The organism is Eisenbergiella sp. OF01-20, from assembly GCF_003478085.1.
In the GTDB taxonomy this organism is placed as follows: domain Bacteria; phylum Bacillota; class Clostridia; order Lachnospirales; family Lachnospiraceae; genus Eisenbergiella.
Genome location: NZ_QUES01000062.1, coordinates 1 through 22,085 on the forward strand (window position 1 = coordinate 1; position 22,085 = coordinate 22,085).

Below are 22,085 nucleotides of genomic sequence, written 5' to 3' on the forward strand. Positions count from 1 at the left end.
AGCGTACAGATTTCCACAGCGCCGGAATCCTCATAAGCGGTTCCGTTCAGTGCGTTGTATAGTTCCAACAGTTTTTCCCTGTTTTGATACAGCAAACGGAATACCGTATCCTTGTGGTTCCTCACCACATGCAGTTCCTTTTCTTCCGTGGAAGGGTATACTTCCCTGGAATGTTTTTCTTCCATAGACAGCTCCTTTCTGCAATTGTGAGCAGGAAGCTGTCTGAAAGTATATGCGTAAACCGCTTCTGTCCAGCAACTCCTGCCTGTTTCATTTGGATGGTAAGCATAGAGTTTCTGAATAGAGAATAGAAATAAGACGGCTTACGCCAGGATTCATAGAAAATTATGCTCATGTTTACTTTAGCATATTCTTATCAATTCTGCAACATTAAATTTACCTTTAAATGCCAACTGAAATGCCAACCTGTTATTCCATCACCTGATAGGCAATATAGGCGTCATCCTCAAACACCACTTCCATATGCCCTTCTATCCACTCCCAGGGAAAATCCCCCGTATTCATTTCATAGGGCCAGACCAATCCTTCTCCCTCCGGGCCGGTTTGTATCTTATCCATCAGCACATAATCAGGCTGTTCATAATCCATGGTCAATTCCTTACCTCTGCAGCGCCGGATATGGAAATACAGATTCTGCCGGGCGTATACATCCCCTACCAGAACCGTCTCCACCTTCTCTTCGTCCAGCTGCTCCAGCGCGGCATAAATATGGTTATCCCTGCTGTCATAGCCTGCATTATATTCAGGCAGCCTGCAGCACACCACTGTCAGCAAAAAAGCGGCAATTGCACAGAGAAAAGCGGCGGGTGCTTTAAAGCGTGCCGCGAAAGATTCCGTCTTTCCTCCCGTCTGGTTTCGGAATACCTGCGCCACTATCCCCCACACCGCATAAGGCATCAGCACAAACAGCATGGCAAGGACGCTTCCCATGTACGTAAATACCCGGAGATAAGGGAAAACACACTGTATGGCAAGAAATACAGGAACCATAGCGGTAAGTACCAATACATACAAAGATAAAAAGAACACCGCCCTGTTTTTTCTGAGAAAACTTTGTATCGTTAGCGCAAGCAGCAGAACCAGTCCGAAAGCGATTAGGAAAAGCAGGAAACGGCCGCCGCGGGGATAGACCTGATTGAGCACCCGTTCGAGATACAGGATAAATTCGCTGTTAAAACGGCTCCTGTCAATACTCTGGATATTGGGATCCGATAACATGGCCTCCATACCTCTGGAAAATGCGGCAAGAGGGGCTGTTTTGAGCACCTGGAAATGGCCCATGCCGTAAAATGCGCTGGTTTCCTCCTTTACGAGAAAATTAGAGCCGATGGCCAGCCAGATAATTGTATAAAGCCCAAAGGTAACCGCAGCCGCCGCTAAAGAAGCGCACACCAGGCGGAACAGCCTTTTATATTCCCCTGAAAACAGCAGGTACAGACCTCCCGCCATACACACGGGCACCACCCAGTACAGGTTGCTGGCTATGGTATATAAGCCCCCCGTCAGACAGGCGGCAAAGCCTGCATAATACCGGAAACAGCGCTTACCGCTTTTTCCTGTGCCGTCTTCCGGTATGCAGATCTCATACAGACAGTTCGCCGCTGCAAGCAGAAAAAAGCCGGAAAGGGCATATCCCCGTCCCTGGGCCGCCTGCTGCACCACATTGTACATTGCGGAAAAAAGAGCCGTCCCTGCGGCCGCCATCCGGGAAGATATCCCTTTTTTCAGGATGCGGTATAAAAGCAGCAGGCTTCCCATAGAAGCCAGAAAAGAAATGCCCCGCAGCCCGATATATGGGTTCCCCAGTTTATTTATAATAGCGGAAAGAGCCGAAAAAAACACATGGTTATTGGGCAGCGGCCAATGGATCATGGAGTAAATCATGCCTCTGTCAATAAAGTTTTCATAGGTATACAGCTCGTCATACCAGGGCGGAATGGAAAACATGCGCCATATATAATAAATGCCCATTCCCAGGAACAGGCACCAGAACAGGCCGTTTTCCTTAAGCAGTGCAGCCGCGTTTTTTTCAGTATTTCTTCCCACGTTATCATCCTTTTTGTAACTGTTCCGCATACTCCCAGTTATCTTTTTTCTGATTCTGTTTCGTATACTCCCAGTTACCTTTTTTCTTATTCTGTCCCGTTTTTACTGATTTTCTCTTACAGTCCGGACAAATCTGAACGGTTTCCATTTTCTTCATAAAATAAGAATAGCAGGCCTCCATCTTAGCCGCAGTCGGCGCCGGATCCGTTTTCCGTCCCTTCATCGCCGGGCCTCACCTGCTTTACGGCGCAATTATATCATATCTTCTGTTATTAATCCAGTTCCCTCTTTCCCGTATACAGCTCATAGTATCTGCCTTTCATGGCAAGCAGATCCTCATGTGTCCCCCGCTCTATGATTTCCCCCTGTTCCAGGACCATGATGGCGTCGGCATTCCTGACGGTGGAAAGGCGATGGGCGATTACCAGCGTGGTACGTTCCGCCATCAATCGATCCATCCCCTTTTCAATGTGCTTTTCCGTCCTGGTATCCACAGAGCTGGTCGCTTCATCCAGGATCAGGACAGGTGCCCTGGAAATAGCCGCTCTGGCAATATTGAGCAGCTGTCTTTGTCCCTGGCTCAGGTTCGCCCCGTCTCCTTCAATCATCGTATCATACCCTTTATCCAGGCGCATGATAAACGAATGGGCGCTTGCCGTCCTCGCGGCCTGCTCCACCTCATCGTCGGTGGCATCCAGCCTGCCGTACCGGATATTTTCCCGGACTGTGCCGGTAAACAAGTGGGTGTCCTGAAGAACCATGGCGATATTGCGGCGCAGGTCGTCCCTTGCGATATCCCGGATATCCGTATCATCTATGGTGATCCTGCCTTCATCTATGTCATAAAACCGGTTTATGAGATTGGTTATCGTCGTTTTACCGGCTCCTGTAGAGCCTACAAAAGCGATTTTCTGTCCCGGCTTTGCATAGAGGGATATATGTTTCAATATGGTCTTACCGGGATTATAGCCAAAGGTTACATCCTCCAGGCGTACATACCCTCTGCAGTTTGTCAGCTTCACAGCGGACGCACCATCCTCCGGCTCCGGCTGCTCATCCATGATGGAAAAGACACGTTCCGCACCGGCCAGCGCGGAAAAAATGGTATTCATCTGCATGGAAAGCTCATTGATAGGACGGCTGAACTGTCTGGAATAGTTCACGAATACAGTGAGCCCTCCTATGTCAAAGCCTCTGAGCACACAGAGGATTCCGCCCACACAGGCGGTTACGGAATATCCCACCTGGCTCAAATTGCCTACCACAGGCCCCATAATGCCTCCGAAAAACTGAGCCATGATCTGCTTATCCCGCAGATCGTAATTCAGATAAGAGAATTCTTCCTCCGCGATTTCCTCATGACAGAAAACCTTGACGACCTTCTGTCCGGTCACGGTTTCTTCAATATACCCGTTCAGCGTACCCAGCGCCGCCTGCTGGGCTTTATAGAACCGGCGGCTTCGCATGGTGACAAAGCGGGCTGCCTGCATCATGACCGGAACCATCAGCACAGTGATCAGAGTCAGCCAGATATTGGTATATACCATCAGGCAGAAGGTGCCTATCACATTGATCACACTGGAAATTATCTGTACTACGGTATTGTTGAGCATTTCCCCCACCGCATCCACATCGTTGGTAAAACGGCTCATAATATCGCCATGATTATTCGTATCATAAAAGCGCACCGGCAGCTTCTGTATTTTGGCAAACAGCTCATTTCTTATTTTAAATATGGCCTGCTGGGATATTCCGATCATAATCCGGGCCTGCAGATACTGGGCGGCAATACCGAACAGGTAAATGCCAGCCATGAGCATCAGGGAATGAAGCAGCTTCTGCGCGCTGCCCTCCGATGATGTCAGGCTGTTTATAATGGGGCGCAGCATATAGGATCCGGCAAGCATGGATACCGTATTGATAATAACGCAGGCAAATACCAGAACCAGCTTATATTTGTCTTCCCGGATATAGGAAAGCAGCCTTTTTATTGTTTTCCCCGTATCCCTTGGTTTCCCTCCCGGCATACGGCCCCTGCCCGGCCCGTGTCCCGGTCCCGGGCCTCCCGGCCCTTTTCCTTCCTTTGCCTGTGCCTGCTGGGCGGCATAAGAATATTTCCGGATCAGCGCTTCTTTTCTTTCATCCTTCATGATGCGCTTACCTCCTTATCCATCTGGGAATAATAGATTTCCTGGTATGCGCCGCAGTCTGCAAGCAGCTCCTGATGCCTTCCCATTCCCACAATTTTCCCTTCATCCATTACCACGATTTTATCCGCTTCCATCACGGAGGTGATTCTCTGGGCAATGATCAGTTTCGTAGTATCCTTCAGGGTACCTGTGAAGCTTTCCCGGATCTTCGCTTCCGTGGCGGTATCCACCGCACTGGTGCTGTCGTCCAGTATCAGAATGCATGGTTTTTTCAGCAGTGCCCTGGCAATGCAGAGCCTCTGCTTCTGTCCCCCGGATACATTGACCCCGCCCTGCCCCAGGTGGGTTTGATATCCCTCCGGAAAGGTCCGGAGAAAACCATCGGCCTGCGCGGCAGCAGAAGCCTCGGCCACCTCCTGTGCGGATGCCTCCTCATCTCCCCACATCAGATTTTCTTCGATTGTCCCGGAAAAAAGGACGTTTTTCTGAAGTACCATACCCACGCCATTACGCAGGTTTTTCAGCGAATAATCCCTGACATCCACACCGTCCACCAGCACCTTTCCCTCATCCGCATCATAAAGGCGGGGAATCATGGACACCAGCGTGGTTTTGCCGCAGCCCGTGGAACCTATGATACCGATCGTCTGCCCCGGCTCTATCGTCAGATTTATGTTGTCCAGGACCTTCTCCTGGCTGTCCTTATAATAACGGAAGGAAACGTCCCGGAATTCGATTTTTCCCTTCTGAACCAGGGCGTCCTTCTTTCCGGCCGCATCGTCCGTCAGATCGATTTCCGTATCCAGCACCTCATTAATACGCCTGGCGCTGGCGATTGCACGGGAGCTTTGAAGCAGCACCATAGCCAGCATCATCAGGGACATGAGCACCTGCACGATATATGTCGTAAACGCCGTCAGGTTGCCCACCGGCATTTCCCCCACCAATACCTGCTTTCCGCCCATCCATACCACAAGCAGGGTAGTGGCGTTCATGAAAAAGGCCATGAGGGGCATCTGCAGAATCACTACTTTAAACGCCCGCAGGCTGGAATCCTTCAGATCTTCGTTCGCATCGGAAAAACGCTCTTCCTCGTACCGCCCCCGCACAAAGGATTTGATGACCCGCACGTTCTGCAGGGTTTCCTGAATATTGGAGTTCACCTTATCCAGCTTCTTCTGCATCAGGGTAAACCGCGGGAATGCGGTGCGCATAATTATGGTGATGACAACGATCATAATCGGCATGATCACCAGAAACAGCCGCGCAAGGCCGGCGTTCATGGAAAATGCCATAATAATGGCCCCTATCAGCATTCCCGGCGCCCGCAGCATCATACGAAGTCCCATCATAATCAGATTCTGCACCTGCGTGATATCATTGGTCAGCCTGGTCACCAGCGAACCGGTGGAAAAGGTATCAATATTGGTAAAGGAGAATTTCTGTACCTTTCGGAAGCAGTCGTTGCGCAGATCCGCGCCAAAGCTTATGGATGCCTTGGAAGCGAACCACGCGCCGCCGATTCCCCCTCCCATCATAATAAAAGCGATGATCACCATGGTGATCCCGGTTCCCACAATATAAGGGACATCCCGGTTGGCCGCTCCGATATTGATAATTTTAGCCATATAGGCAGGCAGGACCACCTCTCCCACCACCTCCGTTATCATGAGAACAGGCCCCAGGATAAACGCATACCAATAGGGCTTGATGTATTTCAAATACCGTTTCATTATTGCTCCTCCTCATCCAGCCTGCAGTTCTGCTCCGCCATATTTTTATATACCCTCTCCATGAAATGAAGAAACTGCGCCACCTCTTCATCCGTAAAGCCTGCAAAAAAGCATCGGTCCGTTTCCCTGAAAATCAGGATGCTTTTGCGGATGACTTCTTTTCCTTTTTCCGTAATACTCACCTGGTTTATCCGGTTATCACTTTCATCGGCAAGCCTGGTAATGTATCCCCCTTTTTCCAGTTTTTTCAGCGAAACGGCAATAGCTGCCGCCGAAACATCAAATTTCTCCGCCAGCTCCACCTGGGAGCAGCTGGGATTACTGTCCAGCTCCATTAAAAGCCTGTGCTGGGTGGGGTAAACCCCTGTGTGGGAGACTTTCCTGTCCAGGTAACGTCTCAGCATCGTATCCGCCTTGCGGAAGTTCATTATAGAATCATGTGCAAGCTTCTTTCTATCCATATGTTTTACAGCCGCTCTGCGGCGGCTCCTCCTTTTTCTTGTTGTCTGAAACCATCCAGGTAAATCCGGACTGCCTTTCGCTTCCTCATTAATTAATCGGTTAATGTTTAATTTCATTAACTATTATCTAGTTAACTATTTTAATCATTCCGCCGCAGAAAGTCAAGCCGCTGCAGGAAACAGGGTGTAGATAAAAAAAGTTGGTGCCGCCATAGTTTCCCCCGGCTGCCATCCCCGAAAAACAACAGCCGCCCGATACGTTTATCCCGATTGCCATATGGATATAATGACAGCATGGATGCGATGCGTCAGCCATTCACAGAATCCGTTCGGACCGGTCCAGGCGCTCACCGTCCAGACGTAACAGTCCGCACAGATCCGGCTTGTTACGCTGTGGGGGTACGCAGGATTTTTATCTGTCCCCCTCTGTGGGATCCCATCTTGCCACACAACTAGATATAGTATATAATAGATTCAATTCGGCAAAATTAATACTAGCTTTAGTATCATACATATCCGGGCAGCTTTTTTTGCCATACCTTTTTTATTTCTGAAGGCCCGGAAAAAGGAGACAGACATGGATATCACGAAACGCAACGGCCGTCAGGAAGATTATGACGGTCAGAAAATCATTACCGCTATGAAAAAAGCATTTGAAAGCACAGGGAGTAACCCCGCCCCTTCCGTCATGGCGGATCTGCTTGTATCCGTAGAGGAAAAACTTACCGCCAAAAGCATCACCAGCGTGGAAGGGATCCAGGATCAGGTGGAACAGACGCTGATGGAGCAGGGCTTTTTCACAGAAGCCAAAAATTATATTCTTTACCGCCAGAAACGTTCCCTTTTAAGAGACGCCAGAGCCGCTCTGTGCGAAGCCGCCTCCGATCCTGCACTGGAGTTTGTTTTCCGTAACATACAGAAGGATTTTCCCGGTGAAGAATATTCCCTTCTTCATCTTTCTGCCAAATATAATACGTTCTGCAAACCGGAAATGAAAACGGAAGAAAAACTTACGGCTTTGATTAAGGCTGCCGTGGAACTCACCACCCAGGAAGCGCCCCGCTGGGAATTCATTGCCGCCAGGCTTTTGAATTACCAGGCGCATAAGGCAATCGCCTCACGCATGGAAGAGGCCAGAATTACATGCTTTTATGAAAAGCTGCGTTATCTTACGGATTTGGAGCTGTATGGAAGCTATATTCTGGAACAATACAGCAGGGAAGAACTGGAAGAAGCATCCCTGTTTCTGGATGACACAAGGGACGGGCTGTTCACCTATGCCGGGCTGGATCTCCTGCTGAAACGGTACTGCATACGGACTAAAAACCATATCCTCCTGGAAACGCCCCAGGAAATGTACTTGGGAATCGCCCTTCATCTGGCTATGAAGGAAAAGCAGAACCGCATGAACTGGGTTAAGAAATTCTATGACTGCTTAAGCCGCATGGAGGTCACTATGGCCACTCCTACCCTTTCCAATGCGCGCAAGCCCTACCACCAGCTTTCCAGTTGTTTTATCGACACCGTTCCCGACAGCCTGGAGGGCATCTACCGGAGTGTGGATAATTTTGCCCAGGTGAGCAAATTCGGCGGCGGTATGGGGCTTTACTTCGGAAAAGTACGTGCCACAGGAAGTTCTATCCGCGGCTTCGAAGGTGCGGCAGGCGGGGTAATACGCTGGATCAAGCTGGTCAACGATACCGCTGTTGCTGTGGATCAGCTGGGTATGCGCCAGGGCGCCGCCGCCGTATATCTGGATGCCTGGCACCGGGATTTACCGGAATTTCTGCAGCTGCGCACCAATAACGGGGATGATCGTATGAAGGCTCATGATATTTTTCCTGCGGTCTGCTATCCCGATTTGTTTTGGAAAATGGCAAAGGAGGATTTGAACCAGGACTGGCATCTGATGTGTCCTCATGAAATCCTCACGGTAAAAGGCTACTCCCTGGAGGACTATTACGGGGAAGAATGGGAAATCCGGTATCAGGAATGTATCCGGGATTCCCGTATTTCCAAACGGGCGGTATCCCTGAAGGAAATCGTCCGCCTGATCCTGAAATCCGCCGTTGAGACCGGCACGCCGTTTACGTTTAACAGGGATACGGTAAACCGGGCCAACCCCAACGGCCACAGAGGGATAATTTACTGCTCCAATCTGTGTACGGAAATCGCACAGAACATGTCCCCCATCGAATCGGTAAGCTCCGAAATACGTACAGAAAACGGGGATACCGTGGTCGTGAATACCACACGTCCCGGTGATTTCGTAGTCTGCAACCTGGCAAGCCTATCCCTGGGCAATCTTCCCGTGGAAAACGATGCTTATCTCTCCGATGTAGTGGCAACCGCCGTCCGTGCACTGGACAATGTCATTGATTTGAATTTCTATGCCCTTCCCTACGCCAAGCTTACCAACCGCCGCTACAGAAGCATAGGCCTGGGCGTGAGCGGCTATCATCATATGCTTGCCAGACATCAGATCCCCTGGGAAAATGAAAACCATTTATCCTTTGCGGACGATGTCTTTGAACGGATTAACCGCGCCGCCATTGCCGCCAGTTCTTCTCTTGCGGCAGAAAAAGGCAGCTATGAATACTTTGAAGGCAGCGACTGGCAGACCGGCGCTTATTTTGAGAAACGGGGATATCTTTCCCCGGCCTGGAAGGAGCTGAGGGAAAAGGTCGCTTCCCAGGGAATGCGCAATGCCTATCTTCTTGCCGTGGCTCCCACCAGCAGCACCAGTATCCTCTCCGGCACCACCGCCGGGCTTGACCCCATCATGAAACGCTTTTTCTTAGAAGAAAAGAAAGGCTTCATGCTTCCCAGGGTAGCCCCGGAGCTTTCCATGAAAACCTACTGGTACTATAAAAACGCCCATCTCATTGACCAGAGTATGAGTGTGCGCGCCTGCGGCGTGCGTCAGCGTCATATTGACCAGGCGCAGAGCATGAATCTGTATATCACTAACGATTATACCCTGCGCCAGGTTCTTTCCCTCTATATTGAGGCATGGGAATGCGGCGTCAAAACCATCTATTATATAAGAAGCAAATCTCTGGAAGTGGAAGAATGCGAGAGCTGCTCCTCCTGAAGTGAGTATCCGGCCCGCCCGCAGGGCCTCGGAAGGGTTGCCGCAGGACACTGCGGGCGGGCCGCATGGCAGCCTCCTTCCAGCTGCAAACCAGACCATCAAATACATTGCGGAATATACACGGAAAGGATACGAAGAAATGAATAAACTGAAAAAGAAACCGCTTTTTAACCCCGAAGGGGATACGGATGTACGTCTGCGCCGTATGATAAACGGAAATACCACAAACCTGAATGATTTTAATAATATGCGTTATCCCTGGGTGAGTGACTGGTACCGTCAGGCTATGAACAATTTCTGGATACCGGAGGAAATCAACCTCTCCGCCGATGTTAAGGACTATCCGAGGCTTTTGCCGGCGGAACGGACCGCTTATGACAAAATTTTAAGCTTCCTTGTTTTTCTGGATTCCATCCAGACGGCTAACCTGCCCCACATCGGGGAATATGTGACAGCCAATGAAGTGAACCTTTGTCTGTCCATCCAGACCTTCCAGGAATGTGTACACAGCCAGAGCTACAGTTATATGCTGGATACCATATGCAGCCCGACGCAGCGCAACGCCATTCTGTACCAATGGAAGGATGACGAACACCTTCTGCGCAGAAACACCTTTATCGGAAACTGCTATAATGAATTTCAGGAGCATAAGGATCCCGTCACCCTGCTCAAGGTGATGATGGCGAACTTCATTCTGGAAGGCATTTATTTTTACAGCGGCTTCATGTTCTTCTATAACCTGAGCCGTAACGGCAAAATGCCCGGTTCCGCCCAGGAAATCCGCTATATCAACCGGGATGAGAACACTCATTTATGGCTTTTCCGCAACATCATCCTGGAGCTGCAGAAGGAAGAACCCCAGCTTTTCACCCCGGAAACGATCACGGAACTGAAGGAAATGCTCCTGGAAGGCGTACGTCAGGAAATCGACTGGGGCCATTACTGCATCGGGAATAACATTCCCGGCCTTACCCGGGATATGGTATCCGACTATATCCATTACCTGGGTAACCTGCGCTGGACCAGCCTGGGGTATGAGCCTCTTTATCCGGAACACACAGCCGAACCGGAAAGCATGGCCTGGGTCAGCCAGTATTCCAATGCCAATATGGTAAAAACCGACTTTTTTGAAGCAAAAAGTACCGCCTATGCCAAGAGCACGGCTTTGGTGGATGATCTGTAAATAGAGAACCCGCTCCGCAAAACGCCGTACCCTGAAAGAGCTCTTTAAAATGCCGTACCGGCAATCAAACTCCATGCTGGTACGGCATTTCTGGTTTTCTATTTCTCCCGGTTAAAACCTTCATGGGATAATTCCAGGCTTTCAAAGCTCATACCCGCCTCCGTGCTCCCGTCATTTCCGGTCCCTCTGTTCGAATAGCTCCATTTAACAGGCCATGCATTTATTCCAAAACATCCGGCGAACTGATTTCTTAAAACTTTCCTATTATTTCCCCATCCGCCCGCACACTATAGTTATATTTTTTAAAAGGTTACGCCATTATCATCTCTTCTATTCTTCTCATTTTTTTATGGCAGCATTTGCTTCCATTTTATCTAAAATCCCCGCAGCCGTAACTCCGGGATGGGTTACACGAATACGGCACACCTGCTCCACAAATTTCTCAGGCAGCCTCCATTTTTCAGCCATTACCCGGACAGTTTCCCCTCTGTCCATTCCCTTGACGATCCTTTTAACGGCAACAGCTCTGTCCATGCCATATAAGTCCTCCAGCACCGCCTCTTTCTTACTCCGGTCTTTACAATCTGCCGGTATCAGATCAATCCGCTCCACCTCAACGCCGCCGTTATGAAGCTCCAGCACCGCCATGGTAACCGGCAGGGTAAACCGCCGTTTTCCGCAGCTTCCCGGGTTAAGCCACAGAGTGTTCTCCTCCTGCCGGCAGGAATAATTATGGGTATGGCCGTATATAACCACATCGGCATTCCCTCTCCCTTCCGGTATCTCCCTTCTGTTGTGTATCATATAAAAAGATACCCCTTCCAGTTCAAATGAAAGGGTTTCCGGCACGCCGGCCGCCCATTCCCCATCGTTGTTTCCCCGCACCATGTATAACGGTTTTCTCTTTTCCAGCTGTTCCGCCAGTATCTGCGTATTTACATCCCCTGCATGCAAAATGACATCACAGGTTTCTATCAGGTCTGATACTTCCTGCCGCAGCAGGTTATGGGTATCTGAAATAACCGCAGCCCGCATTTCCTACTCCTTTCCGCTATCCTTCACAGCCGCCGGTTCCGCCGCCTTATCCGTGTCCTTAAAAATTTCCTTTGGCCTCTTCAAACTCCTCCAGGACACCAATCCCTATATCCTTGTAATATCCCTGCGTTGCCCCGATATAGCGCCCGTTTGCACTGCAAAAAGCCCCTCTGGCATCCGCCCAGGCATCTTCCCCCGACAAAGTGATCACCGTACATTCCCCGTTTTCAAAATAAAGGGTCCTTACCGACGGGGAGCCTCCGGAGGGTTTATCCTCCGCGCAGACCAGTTCTCCGTTCTCCGGACGGAAATAGAAATCATAATTCTCATTTTCCCCATGCTGCAGGCTGTCTTTCTGAGCCAGCACCTGTTCCACATAATCTCTGTTATGCCCGGCCGACCGGTTCACATTTGCAAGGAACTGATACCCGCCTTCTTTTTCCCGCAGGCTGACCTCCCAAAGTCCGTCTTCATTGCCTGTGGTATACAAAATCCTTATGATATCTTCCGATCTGGTCCCGGATATGCATTCCGCCATTACCAGGTTAGTATCGCCTGCATTCAGATAATAGGCCCTGTATTCCGGCAGATAGTCAAACAGTACTTCCTTCTGCACCTGCTCCAATGTAATGCCGAATCTTTCCATGAGGTATTGCTCCATTGTGTCCACCGGGAATTTTACCGCATCCAGGGTTTCCTCCCAGCCGAGAGATGCGACCTCTTCTTCCGATACGGGTTCTCCTATTCCGTGGAGGCTGTAAAAAATCTCCGACACACTGATCTGCGCAGGCTCTTCATAATAGCAGGTGAGACAATTCCCATAGCCGGTCTGGTTTAAAAGCTCCCGGAAGCCCTGCAGTTCTTCTTCGGTCAGTGAAACCCGCTCCGCCGGGGCGGCCGTCTGTCCGTCCGGGTTACTGTCTGTGCCGGAGTTCAAGTTTTCTTCCGGACTTTCTTTGTCCGCACCTGTTTCCATGGCACTTTCCAGAACAGCAGCGGGGCCTTCTTCCGCCCTGCTGCAGGAGGCTAAAGCCGGAATCACAGCAATAAGTGATACCGCTATCCACAGCTTCCCCCCGTTTTTTCTCCTCTTTATTCCCTTCTTTTTCTCTGTCGTCATAATTTCCCTCCCGATCTGTTTAATCTTACCTTTTTCCGTCCGGGGAAGCAATGTGCAGGGCGTGATTTTAAGGAAATTTTAATAACCGTTCAGCCAGGTCTGCGCCTTTACTGTGCAGATCGCAAGAATACGTTGCGGCGACAATTCCAATTGTTTTACTGTTCCTCTTTTTATCCCCACAAACTGGCATGGTTAAAAATATATAAAATGGCACTTTTTATCATGCCACTTTTATGTATAATAAGATGCAAGTATATACCGAAATACGGATTACGTTTCGCGGACGTTCCGGCACAGACTATTTATAACCGGAGGACATGATAATGGAAAATAACAGATATGAATTGAATAAAGAACTGGCCCAAATGCTTAAAGGCGGCGTTATCATGGACGTCACCACACCGGAGCAGGCGCGTATTGCCCAGGAAGCCGGTGCCTGCGCTGTCATGGCGCTGGAACGGATTCCGGCAGATATACGGGCGGCCGGCGGCGTATCCCGCATGAGTGATCCGGAGATGATCCGGGGCATCCAGGAAGCGGTAACCATTCCGGTCATGGCGAAATGCCGTATCGGCCATTTCGCGGAAGCACAGATACTGGAAGCCATTGAAATTGATTATATTGATGAAAGTGAAGTGCTTTCCCCCGCCGATGATAGATACCACATCGACAAAACCGGCTTCCGGGTTCCTTTTGTCTGCGGCGCAAGGGACTTGGGTGAGGCGTTAAGGCGGATCGGAGAAGGGGCTTCCATGATCCGTACCAAGGGGGAGCCAGGTACCGGGGACATCGTCCAGGCCGTGCGCCATATGCGCAGGATGAACAGCGAAATCGCCCGTGTGGCTTCCCTTCGCCCGGATGAACTTTTTGAAGCGGCCAAAGAGCTTCAGGTTCCCCTTTCCCTTCTCCGTTATGTCCATGACAACAGGAGACTTCCCGTGGTAAACTTTGCCGCCGGCGGCATAGCCACTCCGGCGGACGCCGCCCTGATGATGCAGCTCGGGGCGGAAGGCGTTTTTGTAGGCTCCGGCATTTTTAAATCCGGAAATCCCGCAAAACGGGCGGAGGCCATTGTAAAGGCCGTCACCAATTACCAGGATCCCGCACTTCTTGCCGAATTGTCTGCCGGTTTGGGCGAAGCCATGATAGGGATCAACGAATCGGAAATCGCCCTTTTGATGGCGGAAAGGGGAAAATAAATGCCGGGAACGACACTATCGGAAACGGAAATGAGAATTGGTATTCTCGCCCTCCAGGGGGCATTTGCAGAGCATAAAATCATGCTGGAGAGCCTGGGTGCAACGTGTTTTGAAATCCGTCAGATTAAAGATTTGGATTCCGGTCCGCCAGACGGACTTGTGCTTCCCGGAGGGGAAAGTACAGTCATGGAAAAACTGCTCCGGGATTCCGGGTTGTTTTCCCCCATCCGGGGAATGCTGGAAAAAGGACTTCCCGTCCTTGCCACCTGTGCAGGCCTGATATTGCTGGCACGGGAAAAAGAAGACAAAACGCCGCCCTGTTTCGGCACGCTTCCTGTTACGGTCCGCCGGAATGCGTACGGGCGGCAGCTGGGAAGCTTTCAGGAAATGGCATCTTTTCAGGGAATCGGGCCTTTTCCCATGACCTTTATCCGGGCCCCGCTGATTGTTTCAGCCGGCGAAACCGAGGTACTGGCAATGACCTGCCAGATGGATAAACCCGGCGGCATCCTGCGGGAATATCCCGCCGCCGTGCGATACCGGAACCAGCTCGCCATGTCTTTTCATCCGGAATTAAGCGGCAATCCCGCGGTACATTCCTATTTTCTGCGTATGGCTGAAAACGCAGCCTTCCCTTCGGAAGGAAAGCCCGTATAACCATTATGAGGAGGAAATCAATATGAGAAATGAAAAAGTCCAGAAGCTGGTAATGACCGGTGTCTTTGCTGCGCTGTCCTATGTGGTATTCACGTTCCTGCAAATCAAAATCACGCTGCCCGGAGGTGACGCCACCTCTATCCATCTGGGAAATGCCGTCTGTGTCCTGGGCGCCCTGATACTGGGCGGTCTGTATGGGGGCATCGGAGGCGCCCTGGGCATGACCATCGGGGATATTTTTGATCCGGTTTATGTGGTCTACGCCCCCAAAACCTTTGTGCTTAAACTCTGCATCGGGCTGATTACCGGTTTTATCGCCCATAAATGCGGTAAAATCACCCAGACAAACGATAAAAAGAAGTTATTCCAGTGGACACTTCTCGCCGCGATAGGCGGGCTCGCTTTCAATATGGTGGCGGATCCTCTCGTTGGCTATTTTTATAAGCTTCTCATTCTTGGTAAGCCTGCCGCCGATATTACGCTGGCCTGGAACATCGCTTCCACCTCTATCAATGCCGTTTTATCAACCATCGTCTCCGTTGCCGTGTACATGGCACTCCGTCCCGCCCTGCAAAAGGCCGGTCTGTTCTTCCGCCTGGGAACAAAAGGGTGTGCAAATAAGTAACTCAAACTTCGCAGGAGCAAAATGGCCTTCCGCCCGCTGGCAGAGCGGAAGGCCATTTTGCTCCTGCGAAGTTTGAGTAAGTAATACAAAAAGTCACAAAGGGCCGTCTGAACTGTTACCAGAAAATTACAGAAAACATTGTAAAAAAACAGCGACATTCCGCTAGCCGGATTGCCGTTGTTTTTGTTATAATAAGTCTTATGGAATCCCGGCCCGGCCATCTGCCGGCGGCCGGACGGATTCTGCCGGTTGCCAGAAAGGCACCGGCCCCTATATTTCATAAGAAAAGGAAACGCACTCCATGACAGAACAATCCTTATCGGACAAGTCCCGGACAACCTGCCGGATTCCTCCCAAAATCGCCATGATCAATGATATCGCAGGCTACGGCCGGTGCTCCACCACCGTATCCCTTCCTATTATTAGTTCCATGGGAATACAAGTATGCCCGGTTCCTACTTCCCTCTTTTCCAATCATACCGGTTTTCCGGTACATTTTATGCATGACTGTACCGCGATTCTGCCGGATTACCTGGAAAAATGGCGGGAGCTTGGTCTGTCCTTTGACGGTATCTACTGTGGTTTTCTGGGCAGTGTGGCCCAAATCGATATTGTCAGAGACTTTCTGGCCTCCCAGCGCAGAAACGGCGCCGGTTCCGCATGCTCCACGGCCATGTCCCCCGTTGTCATCCTGGATCCGGTGATGGGTGATCACGGAAAAGCCTACCGCACGGTCACTTCCCGTCACTGTTCGGAAATGAAGGAACTGCTGTCCATGGCGGATATCATCACACCCAATATTACGGAAGCCTGCCTTCTTACCGGTGCCGGCTACCGGGATACCGGCTGGTCCACGGAGGAACTGACGTCCCTCACCGAACAGCTCCATGCCATGGGTCCTGCAAAAATCGTAATAACCGGTATGCAGGAGGAAGGCGAATTCGTTAATTTTATTTCCATAAAACAGGAAGAGGGCAATAGCAACGGCTACCGCCACGGCTATTGCCGTATGCACATCGCCGGAGAATCCCGGCCGGGCACCGGAGATATCTTCGCCTCCGTTATCGCTGCGGATGCTGTCAACGGCGTCGATTTTTTCCAGTCGGTGGAAAAGGCCGCCGGCTTTGTGCGCACCTGTACACAGGCTTCCGCAACGCTGCATATCCCCAGGGAACAGGGTGTCTGTTTTGAAAATTTCCTGTATCTGCTCACCTGAGCAATGATTTTATCGGTTCCAGTCCCGGGGATACCCCTCCGGCAGCGGACGGCAGGCCGGCCGGGACATGCGAAGTTTGAATAACTGAAAAACAGAGAAAAGAGGTAACGTAATGAATAAAAAAGAAGTCCTGGAAATCCGGAAACAATATACCCATGAGAAATGCTCCATCACCCGAATCTGCGGCTGTTACGTGGACGGGGAAAAAAACATCAAAACGGAGCTGAAAGAAGCCTTTCTTTCCCTCCCGGAAGAAGAAACCTTTAAATATTTTAATCTTTTCAAGCAGACCCTTTCCGGGACCCTGGGAAAGAACCTGCTCAATCTGGAGTTTCCTCTGGATTCGGAAAATCCGGGCGGCCCCCAGGAATTCCTGCTGAAGCTGCGCGACAGTAAGCTGCAGGATGATGCACTTCTCGAGGAATTTTACCAGAAAATCATAGAAAACTATTATTTCCCGGAAAATTATTATATAATCCTCATTCATGTGGCCTATGATATTCCCGGTAAATCCACCGACGGTTCGGAAATGTTCGACGCCTCCGAAGATGTTTACGAATATCTGCTTTGCAGCCTCTGCCCGGTCAAGCTGTCAAAACCAGGCCTTTTTTACAATGCGGAAACCAACACAATTGAAAACCGAATCCGTGACTGGGTAGTGGATCCTCCGGTAAAAGGGTTCCTTTTCCCGGCTTTTAACGACAGAAACAGCGACATCCATTCCATGCTGTATTTTTCCAAATCGGCGGAAGAGCTGCAGCCGGAATTCATCGAAGCCTTGTTCGGCTGCTTCCTGCCGCTCACCGCCGACAGCCAGAAGGAAACCTTTAATTATCTGATTTCCGACACGCTGGGGGAGGACTGTGATTATGAGGTTGTAAAAAATATTCATGAACATCTTACCGAAATGGTGGAAGAAACCAAAGATTCCCCGGATCCGCTGGTACTGACCAAACCGGATGTAAAACGCCTGTTTGAGCTGAGCGGCGTGCCTGAAGAGAAACTGGAAACCTTCGATCAGACCTTTGAAGCTGCCGCCGGGGAAAAAGCTTCCCTGCTTGCTACCAATATCGCAAGCAGCAGGAAATTCAACATAGAAACCCCTGACGTAGTGATCAAGGTAAATCCTGAACGCACGGATTTGATTGAAACCAGGGTTATTGACGGAAAAGAATGTCTTGTAATAACGGTAAACGATCATATTGAAGTAAACGGCGTCAATGTCAGGACGATTGCCCCCACACACGAAGAGGAACCGGCTCCCGATGAGGTTTCCGGTTCCCAGCCTTCTTATGAGGATACGCAAGAGGCCATTCCTGCTTCCGCCCCCGCTGCATCCCCTGAAGATGACGGTTATTCATTTTCCTGATTTTCATCCTCTGCCATACGGTAGCCCACACCGATTTCCGTAAGGATAAACTGAGGTTCTGCGGGATTTTTTTCCAGCTTTCTGCGGATATTGGCCATATTTACCCGCAGGATCCGGTTATTGTCATCCGCATAGGGGCCCCATACGTGGGATATCAGAGAATCATAGGTAATAACCCTTCCTGAATTCCTTGCGAGACAGGATACGATTTTAAATTCCACCTGGGTCAGATGAACACTTTCTCCATCTACAGTAACAAGGCGCTTGTCAAAATCAATGACAAGCCCTTTTGCTTTATAAGGCCTGTCAACGGCGGCCCCTCCGCCCGCCGGCCGGTTGCCGTGCCGCAGGGCAGTACGGATTCTGGCAAGCAGTTCATTGGATCCGAAGGGCTTGGTAATATAATCATCCGCCCCCAAATCCAGCGCCATAACCTTTTCCTTCTCCTGCGTCCTGGCAGATATAACAATAATAGGGATGGCGGAATAGGAACGCACCTGCTTGATCACTTCCATACCGTCGATATCCGGCAGCCCCAGATCCAGTAGAATCAGCTCCGGACATTGGGAAGCTATCAAAGAAAGGCCGTCTCTGCCGAGCGCTGTGGTGATCGCTTTATATCCTTGTGCCTTTAACGTTGTCGCAATAAATTCGCAGATATTTTTTTCATCCTCGATAATAAGAATTGTTACCTTCGCCTGCATGCCGTATTTCCTCCGTTATTGGTAACCGCTCAAGCTGTACGCTTACCATTATTGTTCGTTGTCCATCCTGCCTCTGGGCAGTGTGAATGCAAATTGTGCCCCGTGCCCGAGATTACGCGCGCTTATGGTGCCTCCATGCGCCGTTATGATCGTTTTGCATATCGACAGCCCGATGCCCATCCCTTTATGTCCGTCCGAGCTGCTGTTTTCCGTCTGCCCGGTACCGTCAAAAATCGTTTTCAGCTTGTCTTCCGGGATTCCCACTCCCTGGTCGGTCACCAGAAAAGTGACATTGTCCTTCCCTATCTCTGCCCGGCATTCAATTGGATCCACGCTTCCCGCATGAAACACCGCATTTTCCAGCAGATTCACCAGAACCTGTTCAATTAAAGTGGCATCCATTGGTATCATCACAAATTCCTCCGGCAGAAGGACTTTGATCCTCGCATCCGGGATCCGCTTTTTCAGCCGGAAGACCGCTTCCGACATAACCTCCTCCACCGGTTCAAGTGACTTATTCACACTGGCTGAATCATTACGAATCCTGGTGACGGTCAGAAGGTTTTCCACCATATTCAGAAGCCAGTTGGCATCCTCCCCTATATGCTGGACCATAGCCCTTTTTTCATCCGGATCCAGCTTATCCTCATTCTCCAGATAAGAGCTGCTGGCACCGATAATCCCTGTCAAAGGCGTCCTCAGATCATGTGACACCGCCCTGAGCAGGTTAGCCCTCATCTTTTCCTTCTCCGCCTCCGCCAGCTTCTTCTCCCGATCCGCCAGGATTCGGGACTGCTGCTTCATATGAGATGCGGATGCACTGGTTATAACGGAAACCACCAGCATACAGATAAAGGTCACCGGATAGCCGTCCAGGGTAAAATTGATTTGCCAGTAAGGATACGTAAAAAGATAATTCACGCACACCACGCTTATCATGGCCGCCGCAATCCCCGGCAGATACCCGCTTGTCTGCCGGGAAATAAAAAGCAGGGCGAGTGTATAAAACATAATTACATTAATATTACTGGCAGATATCCGGTAATACACAAAAGCCACTATTGTTGCAACCAAAAGTATACCGAAGGTTATACATACGTCTTTCCCTGTACATTTGTATATTTCATCCGTGAGCCTGCTTTTCCTTTTCTGTCCGACACTATCCTTTTCCATGTCTGTCCTCTCCGCCCGCACATGACTTTATCCACTTCCTGTAATTATACGTTCAGCCATGCCCCTTTGTCAACGATGCCGGGAGGGGGAGCAGGATGCCGCAGGGCACAAGGGGCAGGACACAGCAGCAAAGTGGGTGAAACCGGAAAAAGCGAAAACCGGAACGTCCATTCCCTGGACTGTTTCCGGTCTTCCGCCTTGATCTTACTACTATTTATTGGTTCTGTACCAGGATTTTCTCAATTTCCACCACGTACATGGTATGGAAATCCTTTTCCCCGAAATACTGTTCCACCAGCCCTTTGTCCAAAAAGCTTTCTTCCGTCATAGGCTGCTCATAAAGCTTCCGGCAAATCAGGGCCATGCGGCTTTCTTTGAATACCGGGGCACTGTTGACCATTTCCACATGCAGGCCGTTTGCAGCGATTTTATCCTCATCCCGTCCGGAAACCGTTCCCATATAATTCAGCATTTTCCGGCTGCTGTCATCGAAAAAGCTGAGGGAGAGCTTTTCGTTGTTGTCAATGAATTCTTTGGTATAACGCTGGGGCCTTACAAAAACAAAGGCTACTCTTTTTCCCCAGAGGATACCCAGTCCGCCCCAGCTGGCGGTCATGGCATTCACCTTACCCGCGTTCTCCGCAGCCACAAGCATCCAATCCTCATTCATTAAACGAAATACATTGTCGGTCATTTCTTCGGGTTTGATTTTGTCCCACATGCTTCTTTACCTCCTGTCTGTCCTTACCTCTCCGGCATAATTACGGCCACAATAAAGTATGCGATCACTCCCAGGAAGCCGGCTCCTAAAAAGATACTGGCGGCTACCCAGATAATCCGGATGATAGTCGGATCCCAGTTGAAATATTCGGCAATACCGGCACACACACCGCAGACCATCCTGTTGGTTGCCGATCTTCTCAGACGCCTTCCGGCCTGACGGCCGTTGTCACTATAGCCGCCGCCGTAACCATTGTTATTGGAATAGCTGTTATTGCCATAGCCGCCATAGCTGTTATCATAGCTGCCGTTTCCCTGGCCCGCATTACTGTAGCTGTTGTTAAAACCGCCATTCTGCCAGTCATTTCCCTGATAGGTTCCATTATTGTTAAAGGAGTTATCGTTTTCTCCATTGCTGCCAAACTGTCCCGAATTCTGATTCCGGGTATTCTCATTCTGTGCTTCCTGTGTTTTATTTTCATTGTTATTATATCCGTCCATATTATCCTCACTTTCCGCCTGTTCAAGGCCGGTCCATATCTTTATTATCAACTATCCGCTCTAATTTGTAAAGTAAATTTCCATACTTCCCATAGAACAGGTTAAATCAAAATCACTGTCAGCGCCATAATTCATCGTTCTTTCCGATGCCATGCCTGCAAATTCATTGTCTCCGATTGACATGCTGCCCATGGAGGTCTCAAGCTGATAGTTATGGTCGCTCTCTTTACCATCAAGATACATGTACACGGTTCCCATGCCACAGTCGCCTGTTACATCGCCGGTGATGGCGCCATCGTAATCCATGCTTCCCATTCCAACCTCAAAATACATATTGTTGACATTCATCTCATAAAAATACAGTTCACCCATACCCAGGTTGAAATTAGCCTCTTCCGCGCCGACTCCCGTAACACTCAGGCTGCCGGCTCCCACATCACAGTTGAATTCTTCCGTGATAAAACCGGAAAGATCCGCTTCTCCTGCCCCCAGGTCCACATCAACATCTGAAAAAGAAATATTTGCAGGAAGATACAAGTAAATCCTTGTTGCCAAATCATTGTAATGGCTTTTACTCCGGTTATCCAGCGCTTTGATATAAAGAGTGCCTTCTTCCACATAGTACTGTGCTTTTTTTACATTATCGGCCTCCAGACGGATATCTCCGTTTGCGGATTCCATGATATAAAAACCGACACCGCCCAATTCCAGATTCAGCCCTGTTATAGAGTTCTTATTCGCTGCATAGGCAATATCTGCCTGAAAATCTTTCCCCTGTATCGGATGGCTGTTGCTGAAACTGATACTGTCTTCATCCGTTATCTCCCAGTCTGTCATCTCCCAATTATTATATCGTTCAAAAGGGAAACTAAGCTCATTATTATAATACATATCGTCTACCTGGCGTCTGCCGCCTGCCGCTCTTCCTGCCAGCCCAAGCACCGCACCCAGCAGCACCATTACCAGTGCGGCCAGAAGAGTAATTTTTAAAAATTTATTCATTTTCTTTCCTCCATTCTCATACCGGTAGTGTCAAGTCTGACACCCCGTTTTTTATTAAAAACCTTGTATTTCCAAG

General features: G+C 49.8%; 19 protein-coding genes and 1 pseudogene. 7 read left to right on the forward strand and 13 right to left on the reverse strand.

Annotated elements, in window-relative coordinates; translation table 11 throughout:
• From DXA36_RS31540 to DXA36_RS31565, 6 genes and pseudogenes are all read right to left on the reverse strand, one after another.
• Positions 1–185: pseudogene (locus tag DXA36_RS31540) on the reverse strand (hypothetical protein); the annotation flags it as partial.
• 244 nt (positions 186–429) lie between these two features.
• Positions 430–2,067: a glycosyltransferase family 39 protein gene (locus DXA36_RS31545; RefSeq protein ID WP_118683420.1), complete on the reverse strand. Its 1,638-nt coding sequence runs from the start codon at positions 2,065–2,067 to the stop codon at positions 430–432.
• 4 nt (positions 2,068–2,071) lie between these two features.
• On the reverse strand, positions 2,072–2,290 hold the full coding sequence (locus DXA36_RS31550) for a hypothetical protein (protein WP_118683422.1): 219 nt from the start codon (positions 2,288–2,290) through the stop codon (positions 2,072–2,074).
• Positions 2,291–2,339: 49 nt separating this feature from the next.
• Positions 2,340–4,217 carry an ABC transporter ATP-binding protein gene (locus tag DXA36_RS31555; protein ID WP_118683424.1) on the reverse strand — a complete coding sequence of 626 codons (1,878 nt, stop codon included), beginning with the start codon at positions 4,215–4,217 and terminating at the stop codon, positions 2,340–2,342.
• A complete protein-coding gene (locus DXA36_RS31560; RefSeq protein ID WP_118683426.1) occupies positions 4,214–5,950 on the reverse strand; it encodes an ABC transporter ATP-binding protein in 1,737 nt (578 codons plus the stop codon). The genes DXA36_RS31555 and DXA36_RS31560 overlap by 4 nt, the downstream gene beginning before the upstream one ends.
• Positions 5,950–6,411 (reverse strand): MarR family winged helix-turn-helix transcriptional regulator, encoded by a 462-nt coding sequence (locus DXA36_RS31565; RefSeq protein ID WP_182479345.1) that lies wholly within the window; start codon positions 6,409–6,411, stop codon positions 5,950–5,952. The genes DXA36_RS31560 and DXA36_RS31565 overlap by 1 nt, the downstream gene beginning before the upstream one ends.
• A gap of 577 nt (positions 6,412–6,988) precedes the next feature.
• Here DXA36_RS31565 and DXA36_RS31575 point away from each other — a divergent pair.
• Both DXA36_RS31575 and DXA36_RS31580 read left to right on the forward strand, forming a co-directional pair.
• Positions 6,989–9,505, forward strand: coding sequence for a ribonucleoside-diphosphate reductase subunit alpha (locus DXA36_RS31575; RefSeq protein ID WP_118683432.1), 2,517 nt, complete (start codon positions 6,989–6,991; stop codon positions 9,503–9,505).
• Between the two features lie 139 nt (positions 9,506–9,644).
• A complete protein-coding gene (locus DXA36_RS31580; protein ID WP_118683453.1) occupies positions 9,645–10,688 on the forward strand; it encodes a ribonucleotide-diphosphate reductase subunit beta in 1,044 nt (347 codons plus the stop codon).
• Between the two features lie 339 nt (positions 10,689–11,027).
• On the opposite strand, the gene DXA36_RS31585 is transcribed toward DXA36_RS31580, so the two are convergent.
• The gene (locus DXA36_RS31585) at positions 11,028–11,723 is read right to left on the reverse strand and encodes a metallophosphoesterase family protein (RefSeq protein WP_118683434.1); all 696 of its coding nucleotides are present in this window, start codon (positions 11,721–11,723) and stop codon (positions 11,028–11,030) included.
• Positions 11,724–11,781: 58 nt separating this feature from the next.
• Complete coding sequence (locus DXA36_RS31590) at positions 11,782–12,843, reverse strand: hypothetical protein (protein WP_147366670.1); 1,062 nt, start codon at positions 12,841–12,843, stop codon at positions 11,782–11,784.
• 323 nt (positions 12,844–13,166) lie between these two features.
• Between DXA36_RS31590 and pdxS the strand changes: the two genes are divergently transcribed.
• The 5 genes from pdxS to DXA36_RS31615 all read left to right on the forward strand — a co-directional run bounded on the left by pdxS (position 13,167) and on the right by DXA36_RS31615 (position 17,909).
• On the forward strand, positions 13,167–14,042 hold the full coding sequence (pdxS, locus tag DXA36_RS31595) for a pyridoxal 5'-phosphate synthase lyase subunit PdxS (protein ID WP_118683438.1): 876 nt from the start codon (positions 13,167–13,169) through the stop codon (positions 14,040–14,042).
• Positions 14,043–14,072: 30 nt separating this feature from the next.
• Positions 14,073–14,699 carry a pyridoxal 5'-phosphate synthase glutaminase subunit PdxT gene (gene pdxT, locus DXA36_RS31600; protein WP_118683455.1) on the forward strand — a complete coding sequence of 209 codons (627 nt, stop codon included), beginning with the start codon at positions 14,073–14,075 and terminating at the stop codon, positions 14,697–14,699.
• A 22-nt stretch (positions 14,700–14,721) separates the two neighbouring features.
• Positions 14,722–15,324 (forward strand): ECF transporter S component, encoded by a 603-nt coding sequence (locus DXA36_RS31605; protein ID WP_182479346.1) that lies wholly within the window; start codon positions 14,722–14,724, stop codon positions 15,322–15,324.
• A 301-nt stretch (positions 15,325–15,625) separates the two neighbouring features.
• Positions 15,626–16,540, forward strand: coding sequence for a pyridoxamine kinase (locus tag DXA36_RS31610; RefSeq protein ID WP_118683442.1), 915 nt, complete (start codon positions 15,626–15,628; stop codon positions 16,538–16,540).
• Between the two features lie 112 nt (positions 16,541–16,652).
• Positions 16,653–17,909, forward strand: a complete 1,257-nt coding sequence (locus DXA36_RS31615; protein WP_118683444.1) for a DUF4317 domain-containing protein — start codon at positions 16,653–16,655, stop codon at positions 17,907–17,909.
• Here DXA36_RS31615 and DXA36_RS31620 read toward each other — a convergent pair.
• The 5 genes from DXA36_RS31620 to DXA36_RS31640 form a co-directional block, all read right to left on the reverse strand.
• Positions 17,894–18,613 carry a response regulator gene (locus DXA36_RS31620; protein ID WP_118683446.1) on the reverse strand — a complete coding sequence of 240 codons (720 nt, stop codon included), beginning with the start codon at positions 18,611–18,613 and terminating at the stop codon, positions 17,894–17,896. The genes DXA36_RS31615 and DXA36_RS31620 overlap by 16 nt on opposite strands.
• A 48-nt stretch (positions 18,614–18,661) precedes the next feature.
• Positions 18,662–19,786, reverse strand: coding sequence for a sensor histidine kinase (locus tag DXA36_RS31625; protein WP_118683448.1), 1,125 nt, complete (start codon positions 19,784–19,786; stop codon positions 18,662–18,664).
• A gap of 214 nt (positions 19,787–20,000) precedes the next feature.
• Complete coding sequence (locus DXA36_RS31630) at positions 20,001–20,507, reverse strand: flavin reductase (protein WP_118683450.1); 507 nt, start codon at positions 20,505–20,507, stop codon at positions 20,001–20,003.
• Positions 20,508–20,530: 23 nt separating this feature from the next.
• On the reverse strand, positions 20,531–21,058 hold the full coding sequence (locus tag DXA36_RS34485; protein ID WP_330425135.1) for a PspC domain-containing protein: 528 nt from the start codon (positions 21,056–21,058) through the stop codon (positions 20,531–20,533).
• A 9-nt stretch (positions 21,059–21,067) separates the two neighbouring features.
• A complete protein-coding gene (locus DXA36_RS31640; RefSeq protein WP_118683451.1) occupies positions 21,068–22,009 on the reverse strand; it encodes a DUF4097 family beta strand repeat-containing protein in 942 nt (313 codons plus the stop codon).
• Positions 22,010–22,085: the final 76 nt, after the last annotated feature.